The 25,517-nt window shown below is 48.3% G+C and carries 19 protein-coding genes; 9 read left to right on the top strand and 10 right to left on the bottom strand.

Annotated elements, in window-relative coordinates; genetic code table 11:
* Positions 1-40 precede the first annotated feature (40 nt).
* Positions 41-763 (top strand): carbonic anhydrase, encoded by a 723-nt coding sequence (locus DUW71_RS10620; RefSeq protein WP_119395241.1) that lies wholly within the window; start codon positions 41-43, stop codon positions 761-763.
* Position 764: 1 nt separating this feature from the next.
* On the opposite strand, the gene DUW71_RS10615 is transcribed toward DUW71_RS10620, so the two are convergent.
* The gene (locus tag DUW71_RS10615) at positions 765-1,433 is read right to left on the bottom strand and encodes a hypothetical protein (protein WP_158583986.1); all 669 of its coding nucleotides are present in this window, start codon (positions 1,431-1,433) and stop codon (positions 765-767) included.
* 128 nt (positions 1,434-1,561) lie between these two features.
* Here DUW71_RS10615 and DUW71_RS10610 point away from each other — a divergent pair, with 128 nt between their 5' ends.
* The 4 genes from DUW71_RS10610 to DUW71_RS10595 all read left to right on the top strand — a co-directional run bounded on the left by DUW71_RS10610 (position 1,562) and on the right by DUW71_RS10595 (position 4,708).
* On the top strand, positions 1,562-1,822 hold the full coding sequence (locus DUW71_RS10610; RefSeq protein WP_119395239.1) for a Trp family transcriptional regulator: 261 nt from the start codon (positions 1,562-1,564) through the stop codon (positions 1,820-1,822).
* Between the two features lies 1 nt (position 1,823).
* Positions 1,824-3,212, top strand: coding sequence for an anthranilate synthase component I family protein (locus DUW71_RS10605; protein ID WP_119395238.1), 1,389 nt, complete (start codon positions 1,824-1,826; stop codon positions 3,210-3,212).
* On the top strand, positions 3,209-3,871 hold the full coding sequence (locus DUW71_RS10600) for an anthranilate synthase component II (RefSeq protein ID WP_119395237.1): 663 nt from the start codon (positions 3,209-3,211) through the stop codon (positions 3,869-3,871). The genes DUW71_RS10605 and DUW71_RS10600 overlap by 4 nt, the downstream gene beginning before the upstream one ends.
* Before the next feature lie 336 nt (positions 3,872-4,207).
* Positions 4,208-4,708 carry a hypothetical protein gene (locus DUW71_RS10595; RefSeq protein ID WP_119395236.1) on the top strand — a complete coding sequence of 167 codons (501 nt, stop codon included), beginning with the start codon at positions 4,208-4,210 and terminating at the stop codon, positions 4,706-4,708.
* Here the strand turns inward: DUW71_RS10595 and DUW71_RS10590 are convergent.
* On the bottom strand, positions 4,695-5,321 hold the full coding sequence (locus tag DUW71_RS10590; protein WP_119395235.1) for a hypothetical protein: 627 nt from the start codon (positions 5,319-5,321) through the stop codon (positions 4,695-4,697). The genes DUW71_RS10595 and DUW71_RS10590 overlap by 14 nt on opposite strands.
* A 90-nt stretch (positions 5,322-5,411) precedes the next feature.
* Complete coding sequence (locus tag DUW71_RS10585; protein WP_119395234.1) at positions 5,412-7,481, bottom strand: methyl-accepting chemotaxis protein; 2,070 nt, start codon at positions 7,479-7,481, stop codon at positions 5,412-5,414.
* Positions 7,482-7,664: 183 nt separating this feature from the next.
* Between DUW71_RS10585 and DUW71_RS10580 the strand changes: the two genes are divergently transcribed.
* Together DUW71_RS10580 and DUW71_RS10575 are read left to right on the top strand one after the other, a co-directional pair.
* Positions 7,665-8,459 carry a hypothetical protein gene (locus DUW71_RS10580; protein WP_233546100.1) on the top strand — a complete coding sequence of 265 codons (795 nt, stop codon included), beginning with the start codon at positions 7,665-7,667 and terminating at the stop codon, positions 8,457-8,459.
* Between the two features lie 3 nt (positions 8,460-8,462).
* Entirely contained in the window at positions 8,463-9,734 is a 1,272-nt protein-coding gene (locus DUW71_RS10575) for a peptidoglycan-binding protein (protein ID WP_119395233.1), read from the top strand.
* A 28-nt stretch (positions 9,735-9,762) separates the two neighbouring features.
* Here DUW71_RS10575 and pepB read toward each other — a convergent pair whose 3' ends face one another.
* The gene (gene pepB, locus DUW71_RS10570; protein WP_119395232.1) at positions 9,763-11,013 is read right to left on the bottom strand and encodes an aminopeptidase PepB; all 1,251 of its coding nucleotides are present in this window, start codon (positions 11,011-11,013) and stop codon (positions 9,763-9,765) included.
* A 154-nt stretch (positions 11,014-11,167) separates the two neighbouring features.
* Between pepB and polA the strand changes: the two genes are divergently transcribed.
* Positions 11,168-13,963, top strand: coding sequence for a DNA polymerase I (gene polA, locus DUW71_RS10565; protein WP_119395231.1), 2,796 nt, complete (start codon positions 11,168-11,170; stop codon positions 13,961-13,963).
* On the opposite strand, the gene DUW71_RS10560 is transcribed toward polA, so the two are convergent.
* Both DUW71_RS10560 and DUW71_RS10555 read right to left on the bottom strand, forming a co-directional pair.
* The gene (locus DUW71_RS10560; RefSeq protein WP_119395230.1) at positions 13,960-14,913 is read right to left on the bottom strand and encodes a GGDEF domain-containing response regulator; all 954 of its coding nucleotides are present in this window, start codon (positions 14,911-14,913) and stop codon (positions 13,960-13,962) included. The genes polA and DUW71_RS10560 overlap by 4 nt on opposite strands.
* Positions 14,914-19,500, bottom strand: coding sequence for a PAS domain S-box protein (locus DUW71_RS10555; RefSeq protein WP_158583984.1), 4,587 nt, complete (start codon positions 19,498-19,500; stop codon positions 14,914-14,916).
* 183 nt (positions 19,501-19,683) lie between these two features.
* On the opposite strand from DUW71_RS10555, the gene ald reads away from it, so the two are divergent.
* Positions 19,684-20,766, top strand: coding sequence for an alanine dehydrogenase (gene ald, locus DUW71_RS10550; protein ID WP_119395228.1), 1,083 nt, complete (start codon positions 19,684-19,686; stop codon positions 20,764-20,766).
* Positions 20,767-20,781: 15 nt separating this feature from the next.
* On the opposite strand, the gene DUW71_RS10545 is transcribed toward ald, so the two are convergent.
* The 4 genes from DUW71_RS10545 to DUW71_RS10530 form a co-directional block, all read right to left on the bottom strand.
* Entirely contained in the window at positions 20,782-22,323 is a 1,542-nt protein-coding gene (locus tag DUW71_RS10545) for an HD domain-containing phosphohydrolase (protein WP_119395227.1), read from the bottom strand.
* Positions 22,316-23,950: a GAF domain-containing sensor histidine kinase gene (locus tag DUW71_RS10540; RefSeq protein WP_119395226.1), complete on the bottom strand. Its 1,635-nt coding sequence runs from the start codon at positions 23,948-23,950 to the stop codon at positions 22,316-22,318. The genes DUW71_RS10545 and DUW71_RS10540 overlap by 8 nt, the downstream gene beginning before the upstream one ends.
* A gap of 123 nt (positions 23,951-24,073) precedes the next feature.
* On the bottom strand, positions 24,074-24,568 hold the full coding sequence (tpx, locus tag DUW71_RS10535; protein WP_119395225.1) for a thiol peroxidase: 495 nt from the start codon (positions 24,566-24,568) through the stop codon (positions 24,074-24,076).
* Between the two features lie 33 nt (positions 24,569-24,601).
* A complete protein-coding gene (locus DUW71_RS10530) occupies positions 24,602-25,285 on the bottom strand; it encodes a glutathione S-transferase (RefSeq protein WP_119395308.1) in 684 nt (227 codons plus the stop codon).
* Positions 25,286-25,517 lie beyond the last annotated feature (232 nt).

The raw sequence follows: 25,517 nt of genomic DNA, 5'->3' as shown, positions 1-25,517 counted from the left end.
CTTGCCTGCCTGTTAATCATTCACCAACAGGTAAAAGTAAATGAAAAAGCTACTATTAAGCGCAACACTCGGCACCGCTACACTTCTTACTACATTAACTGCGCAAGCCGCAGAGTGGGGTTATCACGGCGATCACAGTCCCGAACACTGGGGTGAACAATTTGAAGCATGCAATGGTGCCAAACAGTCACCGGTTAATTTAGCTGACTTTGTTGATGGCAATTTGCCTGCAATTCAGTTCGACTACCAAGTCGCGGGCGAACAGGTCATCAATAATGGCCACACCGTGCAAGTAAACTTTGCACCGGGTAACGCTATTGAAGTAGCTGGCACCACATTTGAACTCAAGCAATTCCACTTCCACTCACCAAGCGAAAATACTCTAGCAGGCCGACTATTCCCGATGGAAGCGCACTTAGTGCACGCAAGCGCCGAAGGAGAGCTCGCGGTAATTGGTGTGTTCTTTGATTTTGGTGACGCCAACCCTGCCATTGCCAAAGCTTGGGCACAAATGCCCGAGGAAGATGGCAAAGCAACACTAGTTATCGGTGCAATGGCCGACGCCCTATTGCCAGAAAGCCGAGACTACTACGCGTTCGACGGCTCATTAACCACACCTCCGTGCTCTGAGGGCGTCAACTGGATGGTGATGAAAGACACGCTAACGGTATCAGAAGCGCAAGTTAAACAGTTGCTAGCCGCTATGGGCGGTCATAATAATCGACCAGTGCAGCCATTAAACGGCAGAGTTGTTTCACAATAAATTAGCTTTGCTCCCCCGCATCTGCTTGCTCAAAATATCGCTGAATCGCATCGTTGATGCGGGGAACAAGGTGTTCATTTTTCTTGTGCAAATAAATATAGCTTTCGAGCTGATAAATTGGCTCTGATTCGCAGAACTGAAGCCCTAGCGCCTGACTCAATATCCCTCGCACTTCAATGGGCGCGATTGAAAACTGACCTCTGCCGGCTTCAAGCATTTGAATACCAGAGCTCAGATCGCTGGCAACGAAAAGATTCGCCTCACTTCGTTGAGCTAAATAATCAAAATACGGTAGGCCTCTTACAATAACCGCATCCAGATAGAACACATCGTTTGCCTGTGGACAAGCCTGTCCTTGCTCAACAAACGCATAGTAGTTTAAGACCTCTATAGCAGTGGGGACCCGAACTAGATTGCTGGTATAAGACTCACTATAGCTTACTCGACTGAGCACACCATCTACTGAACCTTGATCTGCTGCGATCAGTGCTCGATGATTTGGCAGTACCTCAATGGCTAGCTCAATGTCAGCCAACGAGAAAATATCTTGGGCACGCGCTGCTGCCTCAGGGTTAAACCGGTCTGCACTTTCGCTGTTAGACAGCGTCAACCGATCTGCTGAACAAGGCAACGTTAAAAAAATGGCAAAATATAGAAGAAGTCTACGCACGAGTACCTCGCAATAGTCTTCAGTAATAATAGTCGAAAATTGTGAGACATCGCACGCTACCAACAATGTACTAGTACACTGAAACAAATCACTTGCAAATTCTATTTGCATCTATATCGTACTAGTACATGAGTACATCAAATATAGATATGCAGCGCTATCAAGCAGAGTTAATAGAGCACCTTTTGGCACAACAAACGCCAGAAGCAATGACCAGTGCTTTACATAAACTACTGACGGACGCCGAGTTCAGTGAAGTGGTTAAGCGTTTGCAGATTTTTAAAATGCTCGAAGCTGGTGTACCACAACGTCAAATCGCCCAAACGCTAGGTGTTGGCATCGCCACAGTATCTCGTGGTGCCCGCGCCTTGAATCAAGAGAAGCCGTAAGATGACGAAGCCTGCTAAGTTTAGCCTGCCACGTAAACCGCATTATGTGTCGCTTGCCGCCGACATTGATGTGTTTTTGCTGTTTAAAAAGATCGAGAAGCAGTTCGATAACTGCTTTATTTTAGAATCCTTAGGTGAAGACAGTCATATCGCTCGCCACTCGATCATTGGCTTTGATCCAGAATATCAGCTGTATGCCAATGGCAAGCAGCTCAACATTGCCCATCGCGATGGCAACGTTGAAAGCTATGACTCAGTCAACCCTTATTACCTGCTGCGCGAGATCATGCCGCAGGATGTTATCTCCCGCATGTACTGTGGTGGTCTAACCGGCTACCTAGGCTATGATGCGATGAACTATTTTGAGCCATCGCTGGATATCCAATCATCTGAGATGTTCGACGCCTTCCGTTTTGGTTTGTTCAAAGACGGCCTAGTGTTCGACAAGATGACCGGAGAGTTGTTTTATTTCTACTACGACGATAATCGCATAGAAATTGTGGAACAGCTTTTAGCGCAAGAGTACGCTGGTAATGGTGAGCTAGCCATTGAAGACCTTGGCGATACCATGACGCGTGAAGAGCATGCCGAAGCCGTTGCCAAGGTGAAACAAAACATCATTGACGGCAAGATCTTCCAATGTGAAGTAGGCTTTAAGCGCAAACTAAAAGTGCAGGGCGATACCATCAACCTGTATGAAGCACTGCGCGAAGTGAACCCATCACCACAGATGTACTACATGAAGTTTGGTGAACAAAAGGTCATTGGTGCTAGCCCTGAACTGCTATTCCGTTTGCGCCAAGGCGAGATGGAAACCTATCCATTAGCCGGTACGACCAAACGTGGTGCTAACGCCGAAGAAGATATGCAGCTAGCGCGCAAACTGCTAAACGATCCCAAGGAGATCGCTGAGCACAACATGCTAGTTGATTTACACCGCAACGACATTGGCCGGGTAGCGCGCTTTGGCACGGTGAAAGTTCGCAGTCTGATGGACATCAAACGTTTCTCGCACGTTCAGCACATTTCCTCAGAAATCGTCGGCATCATCGACGAAAAACACGATATGTTCTCGGCATTAGCATCGAATTTTCCAGCCGGCACATTAACCGGTGCACCAAAGATTGAAGCGATGAAGATTATTAACGGGCAAGAAAACGATGGCCGAGGCCCTTATGGTGGCGCCCTAGGTCACTTTTCATTTAATGGCGATTGCACCTTTGCCATTCCAATTCGTACCGTTTTTGCCAATGGTGAAGATGGTTATGTGCAAACCTGTGGTGGCAACGTTTACGACTCAAACCCAGCCGACGAATACGAAGAGATTCGCCGCAAGTTTGCTGGCACGCAAAAAGTGTTGGCAAGATTTATCAAGGAGTCATCACAGTGAAAGTTTATATCATCGATAACTACGACTCTTTTACCTACAACCTATATCAGTACATAGGTGAAACGCTCGAAACCGCGCGCAATCAAGGCAAGGTCGAAAGCTTTGAAGTCTTGGTAAAACGCAACAACGAAGTCACCCTTGCGGACATTAAAGCGGCACAGCCAGATCGAATTATCATTTCACCTGGGCCTGGCTCACCAGACGACCCCGCCTATTTTGGTGTTTGTGCCGAGGTAATTGCCGAGCTAGGCAAAACCATCCCCGTGCTAGGGGTGTGTTTAGGCATGCAGGGCATTTGCCATGTATTTGGTGGCGACGTTGTAAAAGCCAAGGTGCCTATGCATGGCAAAATTAGCCCAATTGTTCACAGTGGCGAATCAGTGTTCAAAAACGTGCCTAACCCACTCGACATTATGCGCTACCACTCGCTTGTAGCTAAGCCTGAAACCTTGCCCGCTTGCTTAAAAGTGACCGCTGTGACGGGGGATTTTGCCGTTGCAGATTTTGACGACCACAACAAAGTAACGGCAGGCGGCGATTTTGAAATCCAGGGCGTTGTGCACCGTGATTATCCAATTCATGGAATCCAGTTCCACCCTGAATCATTTGCCACCGAAGCCGGTAAAGAATTGGTGAGTAACTTCTTGTTCACTTGTTGATAGTTCACTTACCAATGCCATTAACTTTAGCATTTTGCTTAGGTGATTGTGGTGTTCGATACGAGACCGTCACCTGCAGGACGCAGGTGTCGAGGCTACAGAGATGTACGCTCGGAGTCGCGCACGACCCCGTGTCGACTATCGAGTTCCGCAATTACCTAACAGCTTAAGTTAATGGCATAGACTCAACAGCAGCTTTTGTTGACTACCCTTGCGCAGCCTTCGAGCTGCGCTTTTTTTTGCTTGTATTCACGTTTGTACTACTGTGAGCTAGTTATTGGACGTTTTACGCTAATTGATATACATTAGAAATGTTGTCTATTTCAGGGATTGACCATGACAAATCAAGCTGCACCGCTCCTTTACGTTCGACCAGAAGCATTACTCATAAAACATCTTATTCGCTTGTACGTAATAGCCGTTGCAACCACCCTGCTAGTAAGCTTATTCATCGCCTATACGCTAAACCTTTTCATATTGTTACCAATGGGCGTGTTGGCATTTATTTTCTATAAACTACTTCCTTATCAACACAGTTGGTTCCGCAAGCCTTTTATTCACCTAGCAGAAGATCACTTTACGTGTCCAAATTGGCAGCAAGATACCGTTTACTACCAAGACGTGATTCATGTCGAAGCCATGCCATACCACAACACAAACTTCTTTTTGCAATGGTTTATGCCATATTGGCCTGGAAGTTATCGTTTGCAAGTAAGACTAAACGACAACACAACCAAGGTGATCGATTTGTCACCTGTTGATCATCGCTGTAGGTTGCAGTTCTATTACTTTTTATTACAGCGTTGCGGCTTAGAGGATGAGGCTAACTATATTTAGCGACGCTATCGGTGCCATAGCGCACAATACGGGCAAGACGGGCAGCACTTGGCTGACGCCAAAAACCTTCAATCATTAACACCATTGCTTCATCGAAGGCTTTTATCTCTTGCAACAAGTACTCGGGTTGCAGTGGTAACTGGTTATGAAAACGGCGAAACACCTCAGCAACGTCAGTTATCAATAACCCAGACAGCATTAAAGCCTCACTGGTTTGACGGCTGAAAAACAGCTCGGCAATAACGTCGTTGCGCCACTGAATCGAAGCCAACATCAATTCAATATCACGAACGTCTGCTTGATACACAGCTCGCTTAGCCTGAGCCAGCGTCACCAACTGAGCGGCAAGCTCCTCTGGATCGTAGAGGATTTCCGCTTGGCTAAAGCGTCGGATAGCAAGGTCGTCAGTTTCAATTTGTTGTTGATACCATTGATATGACGCGACCGATTGGCGAATTTTTTTCCCTTGGAAAATACGGGTTTCTGGTGCGACAGTTTGCTCACCTATGCAAAATAAATACACGTAACCACCCTGCGCCCCAACCTGCATAACGCCCTGTAGGTCATGTTCGGCTTGCAACTTCTCTAGATAAGCTTCTATAAACTGCTGCATGACACCCCTAAGTCCATTCTCTCAACGCTCTCCCCACAACATAACCAATCCTGATAGAGCTGTCATCACGCCGTTTTGCTAATCATGTAGTCAGTCCGCTGCAGATTCTTTTCTTGCAGCTGCTTCAATCGCGGCCATCACTTCGTCTACTTTTGCCGCTGCACCTGAGCCCAAATTAAATGCCGCCACTTTACCAGGTAGTCGGTCCACTTGATGCTCTAGCGCCTCTAAACGATTAATCACACCCGAGGCGGTTTGCGACGTATCGTCAGCATCGTTGGCGAGTTGATGAACCTCGCTATTGATTTCAGCTACCGCTGCTTTTTGCTGACTGGCAGCACTAGCCGCTTCATCCAAACGATTAGTGGACGTTTTCATACCTTCAAACAATTCAACAATTAGGTTTTTATTATCCGCCACCTGCCCAGCTGCACGCTCGGTTAAAACCTGGCTATTCTCTGATGCTTGCACCGCCTCGTGCGAACGAGCCTGAAGCTTACTAATAATTTGGCTAATTTCTTGTGTCGATTCTGCTGTTTTGCCAGCTAGAGATCTAACTTCATCGGCCACCACAGCAAAGCCACGGCCTTGCTCACCTGCGCGGGCGGCTTCAATGGCAGCGTTGAGAGCAAGAAGGTTGGTTTGCTCAGCAATGGCATTAATCGAGTTGAGAATTGAATCAATAGTAGCAACTTCGTCGGCAAGTTTGGTCATGCGCTGGTTGGTTGCGCCCACATCTTCAGACAGTTGACGCATTAAGTTAGCCACCTCCACCATGCGCTTTTCACTTTCGTGGCCCTGTTCTAGCTCGCGCATAATTTCTTCTTTAGTTTCTTGCATCAAATCGGAAATGCTACCTGCCGACTGATCCATTTCAGCAATGGCGGAGGCGAGCCGATTAGTGATATCTCGCTGTCCAATGGCAGCTTGATGAATTTCTCGACCAAACGCATTGGAATCTTTTAATGCACCAACGGTGACCAAAGAAAATGCCCGCAGCTCCATTAAAAAATCAACCAAAGTATCCAAATGGTGATTAATTGAGTCGGCAATGCTTTGCAGTTCTGGGCTCGCTTGGTCATCAATACGTACCGAAAAATCTTTTTTCAGTGCCATGCCACGCATGGCCTCGGCAATTTGCTTAACGCCTTTTGATAAGCCGCGACCTATCACCATAGACAGCAATAACGCTAGTCCAACTAACAGAATGCTAACCACTAGCAGCTGCAAGCGTGCAGACTGCGCATTTGCTAGTACCAAAATGCTTTCGTTTTGGACTTGCTCCGCTAGGCTGTCAGACATTGCTTTAATGTCTTGAATGCGTTTGGTTGCTACGGCAAACCAGCCAGACGTTGGGTCGCTGTAGTCTTGTTCAATAAATTGATTTAGCGAACTGGCGGTGTTGGCGACCGCCTGCCAATGGCTTTGTGACTGTAACTGGCGCAACTGGCCAACAAGAGAATCAGAACCTGATACTCGCACTAACTCAATGCGCGCAGCTTCATCGGTCATATAGCCCGATACTTCATTAAAGTTGGCCGAGGTTAAATAACCAACACCAATGACCCCATTGAGCTTGCCGCGTACCTGGCCGGCGCGCTCTTTTAGCCACAGCAAATGAATTTTAGTTTTGGTGGCGGCAGCAATACTAGGGATGTCGATGTAGTCGGCAATCAGTTCAACACTGGTAAGCGCCGTGCTGTTGATGCGGGAATAATAACCGAATGCATTACTTGCTGGATCGAGATTATCAATAAGCTGGCGGCGTTGTTGGCGTTGATCGGTGAGGGCAAAAAGCTGGTTGCGCAGAGTTTCTAGTAGATCCGTTGGCAAGTCGGGGTAATTAGAAAAGTTCAACTGCTCCAACGCTTGCACCTGCTGGTCTGCAACCCGCCTCTGATCACGCATAGCCGCTTCGTTGTTCGCACCGCCACTACCAATAAATCCAGCCGTTAGACCGCGTTCAACAGCAAAGTTGTGGGCAACATTATCGAAATAACCTAGGAGTACTACCGCTTGCTGGGCAGCGCGCGCCTTTTCAACTGTTTGGTTGTATTGGTTAACCGTCAACACGAGCAATACCACTGCCAACAATGTTGGAATGCCAACCAAAATTTGCAATGCCTGACGCAAGGGAATGCGACGTAGTATTTTGTTCATCTCATTACTCCTTTACCTAGCTTGAGACTAGCAGGTGCTTAAGATGGCATCGGCTAAAATCAGGATTCATTGCCATTAAAATTGTAAGGCTGTGTAAGAGGTTGCTTCAGCTTCTGGTCATTTTTTTATCAATCAAATGTGATAGCGTGGCTAAAACAATGTTAAATAACTCGAGACGTGATCATGACAAGTACCAAGCAGTCGCTGTTGTGGATGAGTATTTTTTTAGCCATCGTGTTGGCAGTATTAGTCGCCATTTTCCCGGCTCTGAAAACGGCATTTTTAGCAAATTGGGTGTTCAACTCCTTGATCGCTTCAGTCTTGTTAGTTGGCATTTTTTACTGCTATCGGCAAGTTTGGGCGCTAAAACCCGAACAACAATGGATCGCACTGTTTCGTACTGGCCGTTCAGGCACGTCACTCACTGAACCTGTATTGCTTAAATCTTTAGCCAAACACTTAGACGAAGACACTAAGCGTGACCGCTTTAGCATGTCGGCGATGGCGCTTAGAACAATATTGGATGGCATTCGGGCTCGCTTGGATGAATCACGTGAAATCTCGCGTTATTTCATCAGTTTGCTGGTCTTTTTAGGTCTGCTAGGTACGTTCTGGGGTCTGCTTGGCACCATTGAAGCGGTTGGCAAAGTCATCATTCAATTAGATATTAATAACAGCAACTTTGAGCAGGTATTTACCGAGCTGCAAGCTGGCTTATTAGAGCCTTTAAGTGGCATGGGCACTGCGTTCAGCTCGTCACTGCTTGGTTTGGGGGGCTCTCTGGTATTGGGTTTTTTAGATATCCAATCAGGGCAAGCGCAAAACCGCTTTTACGACAGCCTAGAAGAGTGGTTAACCGGCCTGACTAATCTTATTGATCCGGCCCAAAATGCTCACCACCCAGTGGTAAATGAGCAAATCGAAGCGCTCATAGCAGAGAACGAGGCGTTAAAGCAGCAACTAGTTGACAAGGAGTAAGCTATGTTAGCCAGTCGCCGCCGCAGCCAAAGCCAGGTGAATGTTTGGCCGGGGTATGTTGATGCCCTGTCGGCCCTGCTGTTGTTAGTTATTTTTATGGTGCTGATTTTCACCTTGGCACAGATGTTTTTGAGCAAAAGCCTGAGTGACAAAGACGCACAATTATTCGACCTCAACCAACGCATTGAAGAAATTAGCAACGCACTGCGCCTTAGCAATCAGCGCAATGAAACACTGGCCAGCGACTTATCGCTGCTGCAAAGCCAATACGATGCTGCCATTCGCACCCAGTTAACACTCGAAGATCAGATCGCGGCGTTAGAAGAAAGAGTGGCGGCAGATCGTGAAACCATCGAGGTACAGCTTCGCGAACTTGGCGTGCTACAGCAGGACATATTGGCTCTGCGCCAGCTTAGAGCTCAACTCGAAAGTGAAATTGGCCAGTTAGTCGCCCAACAAGAAGCCACTGACGCGCTGATTGGAGAGCTTAGAGACGAAAGTAAGCAGTTAGTGGCTCAGTTAAGTGACAGTCAACAGCGCACACTACTTGCTCAGGTAGAACAAGACAATGACGAGCTCAGCCTGCAAGACTTGGTTGCTGTGGTAGCAGCAGGGCGGGAAGCACTTGCTAATGAACAAGCATTATCAGCTTCTGCTCGCGCGCAAATCGATCAGTTGGCCCGCCAGCTTGATAATCTTGAGTCGCAACTACAGGTAATCAGCCAAGCCCTAGAGGTTGAGCAGCAGACCGTTAGCAGCCAAAAGGCAGAGATTGCCGACCTTGGCGAGCGTTTAAACATTGCCTTGGCAGAGAAGGTCAACGAACTGCAGCAGTATCGGTCGGAATTTTTTGGCGCCCTGCGCCAAGCTTTAGCTGAGCAGCCAAATATTCGTATTGAAGGTGACAGATTTGTCCTACCAGCAGAACTCTTTTTTGCCACCGGCTCGGCCGACATTGGCGAACAAGGGGTGATTGCCCTACAAGAATTGGCAACCTTGCTAGAGCGGGTTGATATACCCAACAACATAGACTGGGTACTAAGGGTAGACGGCCATACTGACGTCATCCCTATTAACAACCAAGAATTCCCATCTAACTGGGAGCTATCTACCGCCCGCGCCGTGTCGGTGGTGCGCCAACTAGAGCAATTGGGGGTTGCCCCCAATCGCTTAGCGGCAACCGGGTTTGGTGAGCACCATCCGTTAGTGGCTGGCACCAGTGCCGAAGCACTGGCGCAAAACCGTCGCATTGAAATAAAGCTCACGAGTCGCTAGCAAGGCCAAACTTGGCCTTCTTTTGTGATTAAATCAAAGCGCTGATGGTGCGAACGCCTTTACCGGTTGCACCTTCACTATAAAGCCCATTCGTTGGTTGATAAGCGCCAGCTAAATCGAAGTGTAACCACGCCTGATCCGGTGCCACAAAACGAGACAAAAAGCCGGCGGCAACACTGGCACCGCCGCCACCGCCGCCTTTAACTGGGCGGCTATTGGCCGTGTCAGCAAAAGCTGATGGCGTATAATCAAGATGGAAGTCCGCCAGCGGTAGTGGCCAAACCTCATCATGAGCACTGCGCCCTACCTTTACCGCTTGCTGCCATAAAGACTCATCTAGGCTCATCACAGCACAATAGTCGTGTCCTAAGGCCACGGTCGCTGCACCCGTTAACGTAGCGGCGTCGATAATCAAACCAGGCTGAGCTTCGCTTGCCAGCAGCAAGCCATCGGCCAGTACCAAACGTCCTTCGGCATCGGTGTTCACAATCTCAGCCGTGACACCATTTTTATAAGTAATGATGTCACCCAACTTGTAGGCATGGCCTGAAATAAGGTTTTCGGCACAACATAGAATTAACCGAACACGCTTTTGCAGCCCAGCACCAATGGCAGCGCCCAAAGCAGCTGTTACGGTTGCCGCACCACCCATGTCAGACTTCATTTTGAGCATGCCTTCCGATGGTTTAATTGAATATCCACCCGAATCAAAGGTAATGCCTTTGCCCACTAAAGCCGTCGCGACAGGTGCATCATCATCCCCAGTTGGGTTGTAATCAATTTCAATGAGCACTGGTGGGCGAGTGCTGCCACGGCCTACCTGCCAAACCCCTTGCCAACCTGCTTGCACTAGGGCTTCGCCCTGCCAACGGTTACGCACCGATACATGTGGTGAGCAACTGGTTAAATAAGTAACCGCCGCATCGGCTAAGGCCACCGGTGAGATATCTTCCGGCGTGCCATTGGTCACCTGCCTAAGCCAGGTCACTGCCTTAGCACGGGCCAACAACTCTTTATTCTCAGCATCGGTAAACTGCACCGCATTGGGTAGCTTGGCAGTCGCCGCGCCTTGATAAAAGGCCCACTGAGCTTCCTGCGGCCACTCGCCTTGCAAATGCAGCGGTTCTTGCGTTTGAGCTCGCACAGCAAAGCCCGCAGCTTGCACTGCCCGCAAATCATTCGCTTGCACAAATACCTGAAAACCGGTGTTAGTAGTCAGTACGGGGCTGGCTAACCACTCTGGTTTATCCGTGGTAGCAAGTGACACAGCAATGGCCATCTGAATTCTCCTTCGGTTGATACCCTATGCCACGAATGGCACAAGGTGAATGTCTAGTGATCGCTATTGTACGAGTGTGCTGACAAGTCTGCTAGCAGGGCAGTGACAACAAAAATACGTTAGACTTGCCAGCATTGTATTTGTTGAGGTTGTTATGGCTGAAAAACCACCAGTAATACTGATTGATGGCTCGTCTTATTTGTTTCGTGCGTTTCATGCGATGCCACCATTAACCACACGCACAGGGCAGCCTACCGGTGCCATTCGTGGGGTAATCAACATGATTCGCTCGATGATTGACCAGTATCCGAATAGCGAAGTAGTGGTGGTGTTTGATGCCAAAGGTCCAACCTTTCGCAATGACATGTACAGCGAATACAAAGCGAATCGTCCACCCATGCCAGACGAACTTAGGGTGCAAATTGAGCCCATTCACAACATTATACATGCCCTAGGCCTGCCACTACTGTGCATTGAAGGGGTAGAAGCCGATGATGTCATTGGCACCCTAGCCTATGAAGCCACAGCCACTGGCCAAGATGTGATTATTTCAACCGGCGATAAAGACATGGCGCAGCTGGTTAGCCCGCATGTGTCGCTGATCAACACCATGAAAGATGAGTTGTTAGATGTTGCCGGCGTCACTGAAAAATATGGGTTTGGCCCAGAGCTGATGATCGACTACCTAGCGTTAATGGGCGATAAGGTCGACAACATTCCAGGTGTACCTGGTGTGGGTGAAAAAACGGCTAAAGCACTGATTGAAGGCATTGGTGGCATTAACGATATTTATCAACGACTTGATGACATCGCCGACTTAAGTTTCCGTGGCGCTAAATCAATGGCGAAAAAGCTAATTGAGCATGAAGCACAAGCGCGCCTGAGCTATGAGCTTGCGACAATTAAATGTGATTGCGAGTTGCAGTTTAAACTTAATGAGCTGGTTAAAAAGCCAGCCGATCGCGAACTATTGGTACAGCTGTATAGTGACCTGGAGTTTAAAGGCTGGCTGAGTGCACTACAGTCAGGCGCACCAGAGCTAGGCGGTAAACCTGTTGCTGCAGAAACCATTGCGAATGCGGTTGAACAGCAGGAAGAAGCGACCGATTCGGCGGAAAAACCAGAGGCAAGGTTAACGCACCCAGAAAACTGCCAGTATCAACTGCTAGAAAACCAATCCGAACTAGAAACCATGCTAGGCGAAGCAAAAGAGCAGGGTCGGGTAGGGCTATTTATTGAGTTTGATGGTCAGCATTACATGCAAGCCCAACCGGCAGTGATCTGTATTGCCACCCAACCGGGTAAAGCATATGTCATTCATTGCCATCATTTTGCCGATATAAAGCAAGCCCTGCAGCCTTTGTGGCAAGATTTTAATATTGAAGTGGTGTGCCATAACTTAAAGCCAATTCTACACTGGCTAAGCGACAGCAAAGTCACGCGCATGAAAGATGACGTGATGCTGATGTCACAAACACTAGAATCAACTCTGAGTCGTGACAAGGCCCTAGATAAGCATTTTGATCAGCACGGTATCGACAATCTCAGTCGCAAACGCCTTAACACCCCGGCGAAGAGCATTGTCGACATTGCCGGTAAGTTCGGCAAAAAGCAGCTAAAACTTAGTGAACTACCAGCAAACGAAAGCCTAGACTACCTAGCTGAGCGTGCCGACATGGTATTGCGGTTGTTTTACCAATTAAGGTTTGAGTTGCAACGCACCGGCCAGTATATGGTCTACCAAGATATTGAAATGCGCCTGCTCCCTATTTTGGTGCAGGTTGAGCGCAATGGCACCTTGGTTGATGCCGACTATCTGCACGAACTATCGGCACAAATGAAGGTCAAAGCCGAGCAAATAGAGGCACGAGCACATGACCTAGCAGGTCAGTCTTTTAACCTAGACTCGCCTAAACAACTAGGTGAAGTGTTGTTTGAAAAGCTGCAGCTGCCAGCAATTAAAAAAACGGCTACTGGTAAAGCATCTACCAATGAAGAGGTGCTATCCCAGCTGGCGGAAGAGTATGAAATTGCCCAGCTTATTTTGGACTATCGCCGCTTGCGCAAATTGATTAGCACTTATGCCGACCCGCTACCCTTGTTGATCAACAGTGAAACAGGGCGGGTGCATACTAACTACCATCAAATTGGCGCTGCGACCGGTCGCTTTTCGTCAACCGAGCCCAACTTGCAAAACATCCCAATTCGCCATGAAGAAGGCAAAGCCATTCGGCGTGCATTTGTTGCCCGCCCTGGCTGGGTGGTTTTGGCGGCGGATTACAGCCAAATTGAGCTGCGTATTATGACGCATCTATCCCAAGACCCTGCATTGATTGATGCATTTAGCAATAATCGTGACATTCACCGCGCAACTGCCGCGGAAGTCATGGGCGTGAGCGAAGAGGAAGTCACCGACGACATGCGCCGCTCAGCCAAGGCCATCAACTTTGGCTTAATTTATGGCATGAGTGCACATGGTCTAGCGCGCCAGCTTGGCATTAGCCGCAGCGAAGCCAGTAAGTATGTGAATACGTACTTTGAGCGCTACCCCGGGGTAAAGCAGTTTATGGAGCGTACCCGAGCTGAAGCCAGTGAAAAAGGCTATGTAGAAACAGTTTATGGTCGCCGCTTGTATCTACCAGGTATTAAAACCGGTGTACCGGCAGTAAAAGCCGCGGCGCAACGTACGGCCATTAATGCCCCAATGCAAGGTACCGCCGCCGACATCATTAAAAAGGCGATGACCGATGTGCAAATCTGGCTGCGTAGCAGCAAGCTGAGGGCACAAATGGTTATGCAGGTACACGATGAATTGGTATTTGAGGTACATCCAGAGGATGCTGAGCAGTTAGCGAAACAAGTGAAACTTAGAATGCAGCATGCGGCAAGCTTGAGTGTGCCACTAGACGTTGGCATTGATCAGGGCGATAACTGGCAAGCAGCACACTAGTCTGCAAGTTCTTCATCAAGGTCTGGGTAGTGCACCACAGTTTGGTTTCTACCTAGGCGTTTCGCATCGTAAAGTGCCGAATCAGCATCTGAAAATAGCTGATCAATGTCGGCATATGAAGCAGGCGATGCGGCAATGCCAATCGACACGGTCACGCGGTTAAAATCACTCGCCGCATGAGGTAGCGCCTGCTCACCAATGGCTTGATGGATGTGTTCTGCCACAATCGCGGCCTGATTGGTATTGGTAGAAGGCAGCAACACACAAAATTCTTCGCCACCATAACGCGAAGCTGTATCGGTACTGCGTTTTATGGCGCTTAACACGCGACTGGCAACTTCCTGCAGGCAGGCGTCACCTGCTTGGTGTCCGTAGGTGTCGTTAAACTTTTTAAACCAATCTACGTCAATCATTAACAAGGCTATTTCAGTGTTGTGACGGCGACACCAAGTAATGGCGGTCTCAAACGCGATCATAAGTGCACGACGGTTTTTCAACCCCGTTAGCGGATCGTGTTCGGATAGGTCTTTTAGCTTTTCATTCGCTAGTTGCAACTCGTCGTTAAGCGATAATAATTCTTGGCGCATCTCATGCAGCCGGCGCATTGCCAACATTTTGGCTTCCAGAATAGTGATATCTACTGGCTTCTTCAGATAGTCGTCGCCACCAGCGGTTATACCGCGCAGAACGGCCTCTGGTGTATCGTTACCACTTAAGAATATTACCGGCAGCCATTCATCGGCTTGTTCTCGCAAGAGCAACACCACTTCATGACCAGAATACCCCGGCATTTCTTCATCCATAATAACCAAGTCAACGTCTTGCTCATTCAATAAGGTCAACGCCGCTTCGCCACTATCAACCAAGATAACTTCGTGACCCAACCGCTGAAGAATACTGCTTAGTATTAGCTGATCGGCTTTGTTGTCATCTACAACCAGTACTCGCATCTATAACTCATTCATTGTTTTGACGAACGCCTGAACCTGTTGCTCAGCTTTTTGGCGATCTGCGTCTGCTAACTGCCCAGCTTTACCGGCTAGTTCAACCTCTTTAAGTAGCGCAGCCAAGTCTTTAGCACCCATATTTGCCGCTGTTGATTTAAGCCGATGCGCCTCACTCGCTGCTTGTGCTTGATCGCCGCTTTCGAGCGCTTCTAATGCCGACGTAGCCACTTCAACGGCCGCATCAATCAGCTGTTGAAAGGCGTCTCCTAGCAACTGCTGCATGCTCTGTAGCTGCTGCATATCGATATTAATCTCTACTTCTTCCGACATGGTTTCCTCCAATTTCTTTTTCGGTTGCCACTGGATTATTTTTTGTTTTAGTTGGTCAAAGTTAAAAGGCTTGCTGACAAAATCGTCCATTCCAGCTGCCAGACAATGATGTCTGTCGGCATCGCTGGCGTTCGCAGTTAAGGCAATGATAGGGAAATAGCCAACTTCTTTTTTTGCTTGCAATGCGCGAATGGCACGACTAGCTTGAAAGCCATCCATTACCGGCATCAAGCAATCCATTAAGACCATATCAGGTTGGAAGTCTGTCAACATGTCGAGTGCTTCTTGGCCATTGTTGGCAATTTTTGCGGTGATCCCCATCTGCTTGAGCACCGCATCGGCAACCAACTGGTTGGCTTGATTATCTTCGACCAACAGTATGTTAAGCATCAGGTTTTCCTCTTTGTCAGTCGTATTTTTGGCGTCGGACGTAGCTAAGTTAGATGGTTCAAACAGTGCAGCCAAGGCCAAGAGCAGTTTGTCGACTATGACTGGTTTGGCGAGAAACTCACAATAAGCGTCACCATCAGTGAAGTCGCGTATTTCGGTTGAATCAACCGATGAGACCACTAACACAGGCAACTGTTTAAGTTCGCCACGTTCGCGCAACACACTCACTGCACTGATGCCATCTTGATCGGGCATTAGGTAGTCCATTAGCAAAACATCCGGCATATCGTCACTATTGTCAAAACGCTCAAATAGCGCTTCAACACTCAAAAATAGTTCTGTGTTGGCCTCTAAATGAGCAAGCAACTCGCCTAGCACTTCCAAGTTACGCTGATTGTCGTCAACCACCCATACGGTTTGACCGGCAAGCATTGAACTATCTACTGCTACCTTGGGTTGTTCGCTAGCCCTACATGGCAAAACAACGGCAAACACCGACCCTTCCCTAGGCTCACTGGTTAACTGAATTTCACCGCCCATTAATGCCGCCAGCTTTTGACAAATCGCCAGGCCAAGCCCAGTGCCACCAAATTTTCGGGTAGTTGATGAGTCGGCTTGAGTGAAGCGTTCAAACAACTTGGCTTGTGCTGCTTCCGATATGCCAATTCCCGTGTCACTCACTGCGTATACTAGTTTGTCATTCGACAAACTTACCGATAGTAAGACTTCTCCATCTTCAGTGAACTTAACGGCATTGCCAATGAGGTTGGTCAGCACTTGCCGTAGTCGTAGTTCGTCTCCTAACACCCAGGTAGGGATGTCTGGTGCTAACTGTAGGGCCAAGTGAATATGCTTTTCACGTGCTAAGGAATAAAAAGCTTGCACTGTTTCCTGGCAGAGCTTGTGCAGGTGAAATGGCTCGTTTTCTAAATGCATCTGACCGGCTTCAATTTTAGAAAAATCGAGAATGTCATTAATTACACTGAGTAAAAGTCTGCCAGAACTGATCAGAGTATCGACATACTCTTGCTGGCGCTTGTTAAGCGGTTCGCTGGCCAACAGCTGCGCAGTACCCAGCACGCCATTCATTGGGGTGCGTATTTCATGACTCATGGTTGCCAAAAACTCTGATTTGGCTTTATTCGCCACTTCAGCAGCCATTTTTGCTTCACGTAGCGACTCTTCTCTCTGCAACCGCTCACTCACATCTCGAATGTGTGCCATGTACCCAAGTTCACTGCCCTGTTCATCCGTTAACTTGGCGGTAATGGCTTCACCAGAAAAGCGCTCACCTGCTTGCGTGCAAAACTGAGCCTGATTGATCACATTTAACGTTGCTTGAGTGATGGCTTTATCTTCGTCGCTTTTGTCAGCTGGGCTCAGAACAGCCACTGGCAATCCTGTTAACTGCTCAGGTTGGTATTCAAACAATTCACATAAAGCGGCATTCGCCGCAATAATATGGTGTGTATTATTGGCTAATAGCATGGGGTCTGGTGCGTTGCGAAATACGCTAGTCAAATAGGCTTGTTGACGCGTCACTTCTTGTTTTAAGTAGTTGCGCTCTAACAACGATTCAAACCAACGACCAATTAGCCGCACTACCTTAAACTCAGCTTCTAGGAATGCTTCATCACGATAATAATATCCGGAGAAGTTAACGGTGCCGTATAGCTGGCCATTCACAAATAATGGATAGCCAATATAAGACTCAAGCCCGGTATTGCGATAACAAGGGTGGGTAGCCAGCTCGCTCTGACCTGTACGGTGATACGATTGCAGTTCATGAGATGCCACGACGGTATGACAGAACGTTTCGCCGAGCTGAAACTTGGTCTCTGGCGGCGGCGCTTTAGGACCTGCACTGTGCACAACCTCATAATCATCGCCATCGATATTGGCAACAATCGCCATATCCATCGATAAAGCCTGCAATCCCTGCTGAAGCACATTGTTAATCGCCAGATCGATTCGCTCTGGTGCGGAAACATCTGCTTCGAATAAAGCTTGTAGTACCTCATTAGTCAGTACCAACTCAGTGTTGTCAGTCATGGTGAGTAGGTAGCCAACCAGTTCCGCCTCATCGTTGGTAAACCTTGGGGTAACAGACAGGTTGTAGTAGCGTTTGCCCGGCGCTTGAGCCAACGTAATTTGTTTGCTGTAATCAGATAAGCTTGGCGTTAGGGCATGCAAAAGTTCATCTTTGGCTATCGATAAAGCCCCAGCTAACCAATGCTGCCCTTCACTGGTGTCAGTGAAGCTCTGCCAGGTGCTGTTATGCATTTTCACCTCACCTGACGTGCTTAGCTCAGCTAGCGCAACTGGTACATGGTCAATCACATCGCGCAGGCGTTTTAAATAATGATCCACTAGCCGCTGCTGTTGCTTCACTTCGGTCATATCACGCAGTACAGCAATTACACCAAAGCTGTTCGCTACTCGATACCTAAACGTGGACACCCCAAATGATCGCTCGTCGATATCAATCACCGAATTTTGCTCGTACTGCATTAGGTTAAATAGCTTTTCCGGTAGCGCGTTTTCGGCCTTAGCATTTGGATGTACGAGTGCTTTAAAAAGAACTTGTGCCGGCTCATTGGCAAGGGTGACATGACCATCCGGCGATAGTGCGATAACCAAATCAGGGCTGCTTTCAAAAATTGCCTGATATTGTTTTAGTTTGATGCTTTCTTGCTCTCGTTGGGTAACGTCTTGCAAACGCAAACCAATTAAGCCTTGCCCCTCAGAAACGGCAAAAATGCTCACATCAAAGAAAACAACTATATTGGCACCGTTTGGCATATCCACTGCCGTTAAATCCATGACTTGCCCAGATAACAACCTTTCAGATAACGCCCGCCATAGCTCAGACCAAGGCAGCATAGGGTCGATCTTTGCCAATATGGCCGCTTGTAACTGAGCAAGACTCACCTGATAGTGGCGCATTAGAGATTGCGCAAAACTATTGATTTCAAAGGTCTCGCCGTCAACCGTCAACCACATCATGGCTTGCTGCGAGGCAGCCAAGCTGGCTTTCGCTAACGCGGCTTGTTGTTCGGCTTGGCGGACAACAGAAAGATCGCGAATTTCACCAACAAAATAGCGTTGCTGGTCGCCCAACAACTCATTCACCGTAACCTCTATCGGAAACTGGCCGCCGTCACTTCGCAGGCCCGTTAACTGGCGAGCTCTGCTCATGATACTTGAATGCTTACCCGGCTTTGAATCTTGCATCAACTGTGGATGTATGCGGGCATACTCTGGGGGCATGAGTTTAGCGATGTTTTCACCAATGAGCTCATCTGCCGTATAGCCAAATAAGTCAAACGTGGCTGGATTGGCATAGACAATGGTGCCATCACCGGTAGTGGTCACCACACCATTCGGTGCAGCATCCAATACTCTGGTGACTGGGTTTCTATTATCATTGGCAAAAAAGCCTGAAATGGAGTCTTGCAGATTTTGAAGTTTGCGCTGGCGGACATACAACGCTGTAGCAGTAGCAAGGAATAAAACTGCTAAAATCGCGAGCAATAGCGAGAACTGCTGTGATCTTTGCTGCTGGACTCTTAGCTCGTCAAGCCGGCGCTGTTGGCGTTGTAGTAGTTCAACTTGTGCTCGATTGCTCCATTCCAACCAAGCCAACCAATCATTGCTCGACTGTGGCTCTGCTGGCAGTAACCGAAAGCTTTGCAGTAGGTCGCGCCATTGTTGTGCTTGCAGCATAAGAGACAACTCTGCTCGCAGCGCAGCACGTGCCTGTAAAGTCAGCTCAGTATCGGTTAAGCCTGATACCAAGCGGTAGTTTTCAGCAAACTCAGCTTGTACAGCTTGCCACTGTTCTAGTCGCATATTTTCTTGTCGATGCATGACTAGCACCAACAATAAAGAGAGGAGCGCGGAGGCCAGAAACAATGCCAAGGCTAGATAGCGCCTCATAACAGTACTCTGTCAACATATATTTCCTAAGTTAAGACCATAACCAGCATGCTTGCTGCATCAAATTGACGTAACGTTACTTGTGTCTGCTAAATAACAACAATGGTGAGCACTATGATTATTGGGGTACCTAAAGAAATAAAAAACCATGAGTACCGAGTTGCCGTGACCCCTAGTGGCGCTCAGCAACTCGTCAAGTCTGGGCATACCGTATTAGTGGAAGCAGCTGCAGGGGAGCGAATAGGATTTCGTGACCAAGATTACCTAGCAGCCGGCGCGAATATTCTCTTCAGCGCCCAAGAAGTTTTTGCTCAAGCAGAGCTAATAGTTAAAGTGAAAGAGCCTCAGCCCGAGGAGCTAGCACTGCTTAAACCCCACCACACGCTCTTTACCTACCTTCACCTAGCCGCTAGCCAATCACTGACTAAAGGTATGCAAGCTTCTGGATGTACTGGTATTGCCTACGAAACCATCACGAACCATAAGGGTGAGCTACCGCTGCTAGCACCCATGTCTGCTATTGCTGGACGCCTGGCGGCACAAGCTGGGGCATTTTGTTTACAAACTGCCAACGGTGGCCGCGGAGTATTAATGGGCGGCGTGCCGGGCACCTTACCTGCCAATATCGCCATCATTGGCGCTGGGGTAGTTGGCCAAAATGCCGCCGCCATGGCGGTTGGTTTAGGGGGAGACGTGACCGTATTTGATCTGAATGTTGCCCCACTGCAGAAGCTGGACAGCGAATATAAAGGCCGAGTTAAAACCTGTATTGCCAATGAGCAGGTGCTCGCCAATGCACTGAGACAAGCCGATCTGGTCATTGGTGCGGTGCTTGTGCCCGGTGCTAGTGCCCCTAAAATCATCACCGACGAGATGATTGCTAGCATGCCAAACGGTAGTGCCTTTGTTGACGTCGCCATCGACCAAGGCGGTTGCAGTACTACTTCCAAAGCCACTACACACGATCAGCCTACTTATGTTGTAGATGGCGTTGTGCACTACTGCGTGGCCAATATGCCAGCGGCGGCGGCTCGTACAGCAACAGACGCCTTAACCAATCAAACGCTGCCGTTTGTACAGAAGCTAGCAGACTTGGGGATTCAACAGGCACTTGCCGAAGACAAGCACTTAGCCAATGGACTCAATGTGGCAGCAGGTAAATTAATGCATCCGGCGGTCATCGCGGCAATGCAGTAACTTAGTTGCGCACGATCAGTCTGGATAATGCTGTCGCAGCTCGAGGAGCTTGTCTAAATGCTCCTCGACCAACTCAACAAGCTTGGGTTCGAAGCTTTTGCCCTTTTCTTCATTTAACAGGGCAAGTACATCATCAAGTGACCAGGCGTCCTTGTACACACGCTTCGATAGTAGGGCATCAAAGACGTCAATAATTGAGCAAATGCGAGCAAATATTGGAATTTCTTCGCCTTTAAGGCCAAGTGGGTAGCCTTGACCATTCCACTTTTCGTGATGATATCGAGAAATTTCTGCGCCGGCTTTGAGTAAAGGTTGTGATGATGAGGCCAGTATCTCATAGCCCCGCTCGGCATGGGTTTTCATGATTTGCCATTCGTCGTCATTCAGCTTGCCTGGCTTTTTAAGTACTTCATCTGGAATAGCAACTTTACCAATGTCATGCAAAGGCGCAGCCAACCTAAGTAGCTCAACGTCGTCGTTTGATAAGCCATAATGCTTACCAAGAATCGCACAGCCTTCCGATACTCGCCTTACGTGATGCCCTGTCTCTTGCGAATGTTTTTCAACGGTTTCGGTCAGCCGGTGAATAATTTCATGCTGACTTTCTGTTAGCGCCAGCTGTGAATGTAGATTGCGCAGCGCAATGGATACGTTTTCAATAAATAGCGCAACAAGGCGGCGATCTAACTCATCGGTATTGGGAACGTCGGTGAGGTAGAAAAGAATCCGATGGTCATCATCTTGAATAAGCGCCAAAATCTCGTGCTCACGATAAACACTACCGCCTGTTTCAATGGCCTCTTCAGCTAATGCAGCAAATGGCATATCGGAGATTTTGCTGGTGGCCTGCAACTTCTCGCACAACGGCCCGGAACACGATAATAATTCAAAGCCATCATCTCGATACTCCATAGCAACACGCGGCTGGCGCATTAGCACGGTATTCTGCACACCTAACAATAAACTTAGCTGCTCAAGAGAGGCATCAACAAAAGCGATAAAACCACGATGCTGCATTATCTCGCGAGTAGCCGTAATGACCCGCTCTACGCCTCTTTTGCTGGCATCTAAGCGAGCAATGAGTTCGTAACTGCGCAACGTGGTATACATCAAGGTAAATAGCTTTTGTGAGGTTAGCTCAGTTTTAGCTTTATAGTCATTGATGTCGTAATCGCTTATTACTTTGCGTTCTGGCGCCTGGCCTGGCTGGCCAGTTCGCAAAATTAGTCGAATGAGTTCGTTTTTTTGCTCGTTACGCACCCAGTCGACTAAGTCTAAGCCTGCCTGGTCGGTTTCCATCACCACGTCAATGAGGGCGGCGGCAAACTGATTTTGTTCACTCGCCAACAAAGCTTTTGCATCGGCTGCTGAATAAGCATGCATAAATGCCAGCGGTCGATTGCGATAGGTAAAACCGCTTAAGGCAATCGTTGTGACTTCATGGATTGCTGGTTCATCATCAACAATCAAAATTTGCCAAGCGTCTTGTGCCTCAATACTGGCAGTAGTTTCATTTTCTGGGGCAAAAAAACCGTCGTCGAGTAAATCATCACTCATGAGTCGACTCCATTAGAGGCAAGGTCACAACAAATTTAACGCCATGAGGTATTACTGGCTCAGCGGTAACAGTGCCATTCAAACGTTCCGCTAGGTTGTATATAACATTTAACCCTAAACCTGTACCGCCTTGTTCCCGCTTTGTGGTGTAAAAGGGCTTAAAGATATGAGGCAAAGCTTGCTCATCAATCCCACGGCCGGTATCTGCTACCGACAACACAAGGTTATCCCCCTCAATCGCCGCATTAAGCTCTACCTGGCCATCCGGCATATCATCAAATGCGTGTACCAAAGCATTGTTAAGTAAGTTGGTGAATATTTGGCTGACATGACCAGGGTAACTAGAGGCAAAGAGCAGCTCTTTGCAGCCATTAACAATAGTGATGGGTTTATTCTTAACCCGATGCTGAAAACTGCGTACTAGATGATCAATCAGCTCATGAACATTGAAGGTTTCAACAAAGTCGCTTGTTTGATCTGCTGTTAACCGTTTGAAACTAAACATTAGGTCGCTAGCGCGATTCAAATTACCAAGAATAATCTCGGTGGACTCAACTGCTGTGCCGATGAACTGCTCAAGCGCTGAGCGGGTGATATTGGCGGCATCATAAGCTTGTTTAATTTGTTTGGCCTCGGCTTCCAGATGTGAAGCGGCCGTCACACTGATGCCAATGGGCGTATTCACTTCGTGGGCAATGCCAGCCACTAGGCTACCCAGAGTCGCAAGTTTTTCGTTATCGACCAACTCTTGCTGTGATTTGCGCAATAGCTCCATTTGCTCGGCAAGTTCGAGGGAGCGCTTTTCGACCTGATCCTCCAGCGAAGAACTATACTGCCGCAAGCTTTGTTCGTAGCGAGCTTTGGCATACAGATGCCCGACAACACGGCCAAATTGGGAAAACAATTCACGATGCCAGTCGGCAATTGGTAGCTGGGTAAACAGGTTATCGCAAGCGATCCAACCTAAAACTTTCTCACCATCCCAAATTGCCACGGCAAGGTTCCAGCCGTAACCAACTTCTTCACCATCATCATATAGCGTGGTGTTGGGCATAAAGACCTGCATTACGTTCGGGTCTAAGATGGGTTCAACCCAATGAAAGTATTCTATTGGACCATTGTATTGGCTGTGTTGAACAATTTTGCCAAATCGATCGGTACCCCATGAGCCCACCACATAATCCTGTGCGTCGTTTAGTAACATAAAGCCTAAACGATCAAAATACAGGTTCTGCCTCGCCTCGCGTACGGCTTCTTTTAATAACTCATCAGGGTCATGAAACTTACTCAGTCGTACCGCGACTTCCTGCATGGTTTTCATCGCTTCGATGAACAATTGCATCTCGGCGGTTTGTTGACTATCCGAGATGAATCGGTAGAGCCAGCGGCTATCAGTAATTTGGTTAATCTCAACGAGTTGGCAGTTGAACCCAGAAGCCAAATCCTCATAATTCAGGCCGAACTTACGACTCTTTAGCAAATAATTGATCAGCGGCTGGATATCACCACCTAAATGGCGAATCAGTGCATCCGAAACCATTAACGGCTCCGTTTGGTCACAGTCAATCATCAGCACCAGTTCACTGGTAACTTGGCAGAACTGTTTGAGCAGCAAATCTTCAGCCACTAGTCACTCCAAAAAATCTTTTCCATTGGTAACTATAGTGGCAAACCACAGGCCGTGCTTTAAATGACAGACAAAAAAAAACGGCGGCTTCAATCAGCCACCGTTTTTATTTGAAGCGCTTGTTTAAAGAACCGCTAACGCAGCGTCGTAGTTGGGCTCATCGGCAAGCTCAGCCACTTGCTCGCTATGCAGTACTTTGCCTTTCTCGTCGATCACTACAACAGCACGAGACAGTAGACCAGTCATTGGGCCGTTCTTGATCGTCACGCCGTACTCCTCGCCAAAACCTGAGCGGAATGAAGAGCCATTTTGCACCTTGTCTAGGCCTTCCGCACCGCAGAAGCGTGCTTGCGCGAACGGCAAATCAAGTGACACGTTCAACACTGTGGTGTTACTCAAGCCGCTAACACGCTCGTTGAACTGGCGCACCGAGCTTGCACAGGTGCCTGTATCAACACTTGGAAAGATATTTAGCACAAGGCGTTGGCCGGCAAAGTCGGCTAGTTTGATATCACTAAGGTCGGCACCTGCCAAAGTAAAGTCTGGTGCTTGTTGACCAGCTTCAGGCAATGTACCAACAGTTTCCATTGGGTTGCCTTGCAAAGTAATAGTGGTCATAGGTCTGCTCCTTTGATTAACAATCTTGGCTTCTTACGCAGCGTAGCTTGATTTAGTTGCCTCGTTAGGAAAAATGATCTTTTTCTTATTGGAAGGCTGCCAAGGTTCGTATTTTTCCATCACGCTATTAAACCAAACCGACTCACAATGATTCTCTAGCCACTGCCGCAGAGCTGGGTAAGGCGCTTGGGCAAACCATTGTTTATCAACGCTGGCAAACTGGCGGATAAACGGCAGAATGGCCGCATCGGCAAGGGTGAGTTGGCTCGCCACCAAGTTGCCATGTAGGCCAATTCGAATGTCTAACTCAGCGAGTGTCGATTCGGCCTGTTGGCGGTAATAATCTTGGCTATGCTCTGGGTGGCGGTCGGCGTACTTATAACGGTCGAGCCAATACTTGAATGTTTCATCATTGTGGCGAATGAGTGCCATAATCTCTTGCTGAACAGCAGGCTTTTGACGCTTCCACCAGTTACGTGAGTCTTTTTGCTTAAGCGCCCATAACATCACATCAAGGCTTTCGTCGATCACTTGCTGCCCTACAACCAGTACCGGCACAGTAGCTTTTGGCGACGCATCAATGAGTGCTTGTGGTTTGCTCGCCAGTTTCACTTCACGCAGCTCTACCGCGACCTGACTATAGGCAATCGCTAGCCTAGCTCGCATCGCATAGGGGCAACGGCGGAAAGAGTAGAGAATAGGCGTAGATTTACTCATTGTGGCAAACACCTTGCAATCAATTGAGCGAGGCAAGGTACGGATTTTTGACACGGATGCAAGCCCGCTGACTAAAGAATGCTGGCTGGCACCCAATGCCATAAACTTCAGGACCTTGGGTGGTCGCGGAATTCGATAATCGACACGGGTCGTGCGCGACCCCGGGCGTACCTCCCTGTAGCCTCGACACCCGCTCCCTGCAGGTGACGGTCTCTTATCGAACACCACAACC

This window comes from Salinibius halmophilus, assembly GCF_003577475.1.
GTDB classification, from domain to species: domain Bacteria; phylum Pseudomonadota; class Gammaproteobacteria; order Pseudomonadales; family Natronospirillaceae; genus Salinibius; species Salinibius halmophilus.
The sequence above is the reverse complement of the archived record's forward strand: the minus strand, read 5'-3'. Positions and strand labels throughout refer to the sequence as shown.

What these genes read in the sequence shown, in the direction of transcription:
- DUW71_RS10620 (WP_119395241.1), top strand. Translation starts at nt 41, where the DNA reads ATGAAAAAGCTACTATTAAGCGCAACACTCGGCACCGCTACACTTCTT.
- DUW71_RS10610 (WP_119395239.1), top strand. Translation starts at nt 1,562, where the DNA reads ATGAGTACATCAAATATAGATATGCAGCGCTATCAAGCAGAGTTAATA.
- DUW71_RS10605 (WP_119395238.1), top strand. Translation starts at nt 1,824, where the DNA reads ATGACGAAGCCTGCTAAGTTTAGCCTGCCACGTAAACCGCATTATGTG.
- DUW71_RS10595 (WP_119395236.1), top strand. Translation starts at nt 4,208, where the DNA reads ATGACAAATCAAGCTGCACCGCTCCTTTACGTTCGACCAGAAGCATTA.
- DUW71_RS10590 (WP_119395235.1), bottom strand. Translation starts at nt 5,321, where the DNA reads ATGCAGCAGTTTATAGAAGCTTATCTAGAGAAGTTGCAAGCCGAACAT.
- DUW71_RS10585 (WP_119395234.1), bottom strand. Translation starts at nt 7,481, where the DNA reads ATGAACAAAATACTACGTCGCATTCCCTTGCGTCAGGCATTGCAAATT.
- DUW71_RS10580 (WP_233546100.1), top strand. Translation starts at nt 7,665, where the DNA reads ATGACAAGTACCAAGCAGTCGCTGTTGTGGATGAGTATTTTTTTAGCC.
- DUW71_RS10575 (WP_119395233.1), top strand. Translation starts at nt 8,463, where the DNA reads ATGTTAGCCAGTCGCCGCCGCAGCCAAAGCCAGGTGAATGTTTGGCCG.
- pepB (WP_119395232.1), bottom strand. Translation starts at nt 11,013, where the DNA reads ATGGCCATTGCTGTGTCACTTGCTACCACGGATAAACCAGAGTGGTTA.
- polA (WP_119395231.1), top strand. Translation starts at nt 11,168, where the DNA reads ATGGCTGAAAAACCACCAGTAATACTGATTGATGGCTCGTCTTATTTG.
- DUW71_RS10560 (WP_119395230.1), bottom strand. Translation starts at nt 14,913, where the DNA reads ATGCGAGTACTGGTTGTAGATGACAACAAAGCCGATCAGCTAATACTA.
- DUW71_RS10555 (WP_158583984.1), bottom strand. Translation starts at nt 19,500, where the DNA reads ATGCATCGACAAGAAAATATGCGACTAGAACAGTGGCAAGCTGTACAA.
- ald (WP_119395228.1), top strand. Translation starts at nt 19,684, where the DNA reads ATGATTATTGGGGTACCTAAAGAAATAAAAAACCATGAGTACCGAGTT.
- DUW71_RS10545 (WP_119395227.1), bottom strand. Translation starts at nt 22,323, where the DNA reads ATGAGTGATGATTTACTCGACGACGGTTTTTTTGCCCCAGAAAATGAA.
- tpx (WP_119395225.1), bottom strand. Translation starts at nt 24,568, where the DNA reads ATGACCACTATTACTTTGCAAGGCAACCCAATGGAAACTGTTGGTACA.
- DUW71_RS10530 (WP_119395308.1), bottom strand. Translation starts at nt 25,285, where the DNA reads ATGAGTAAATCTACGCCTATTCTCTACTCTTTCCGCCGTTGCCCCTAT.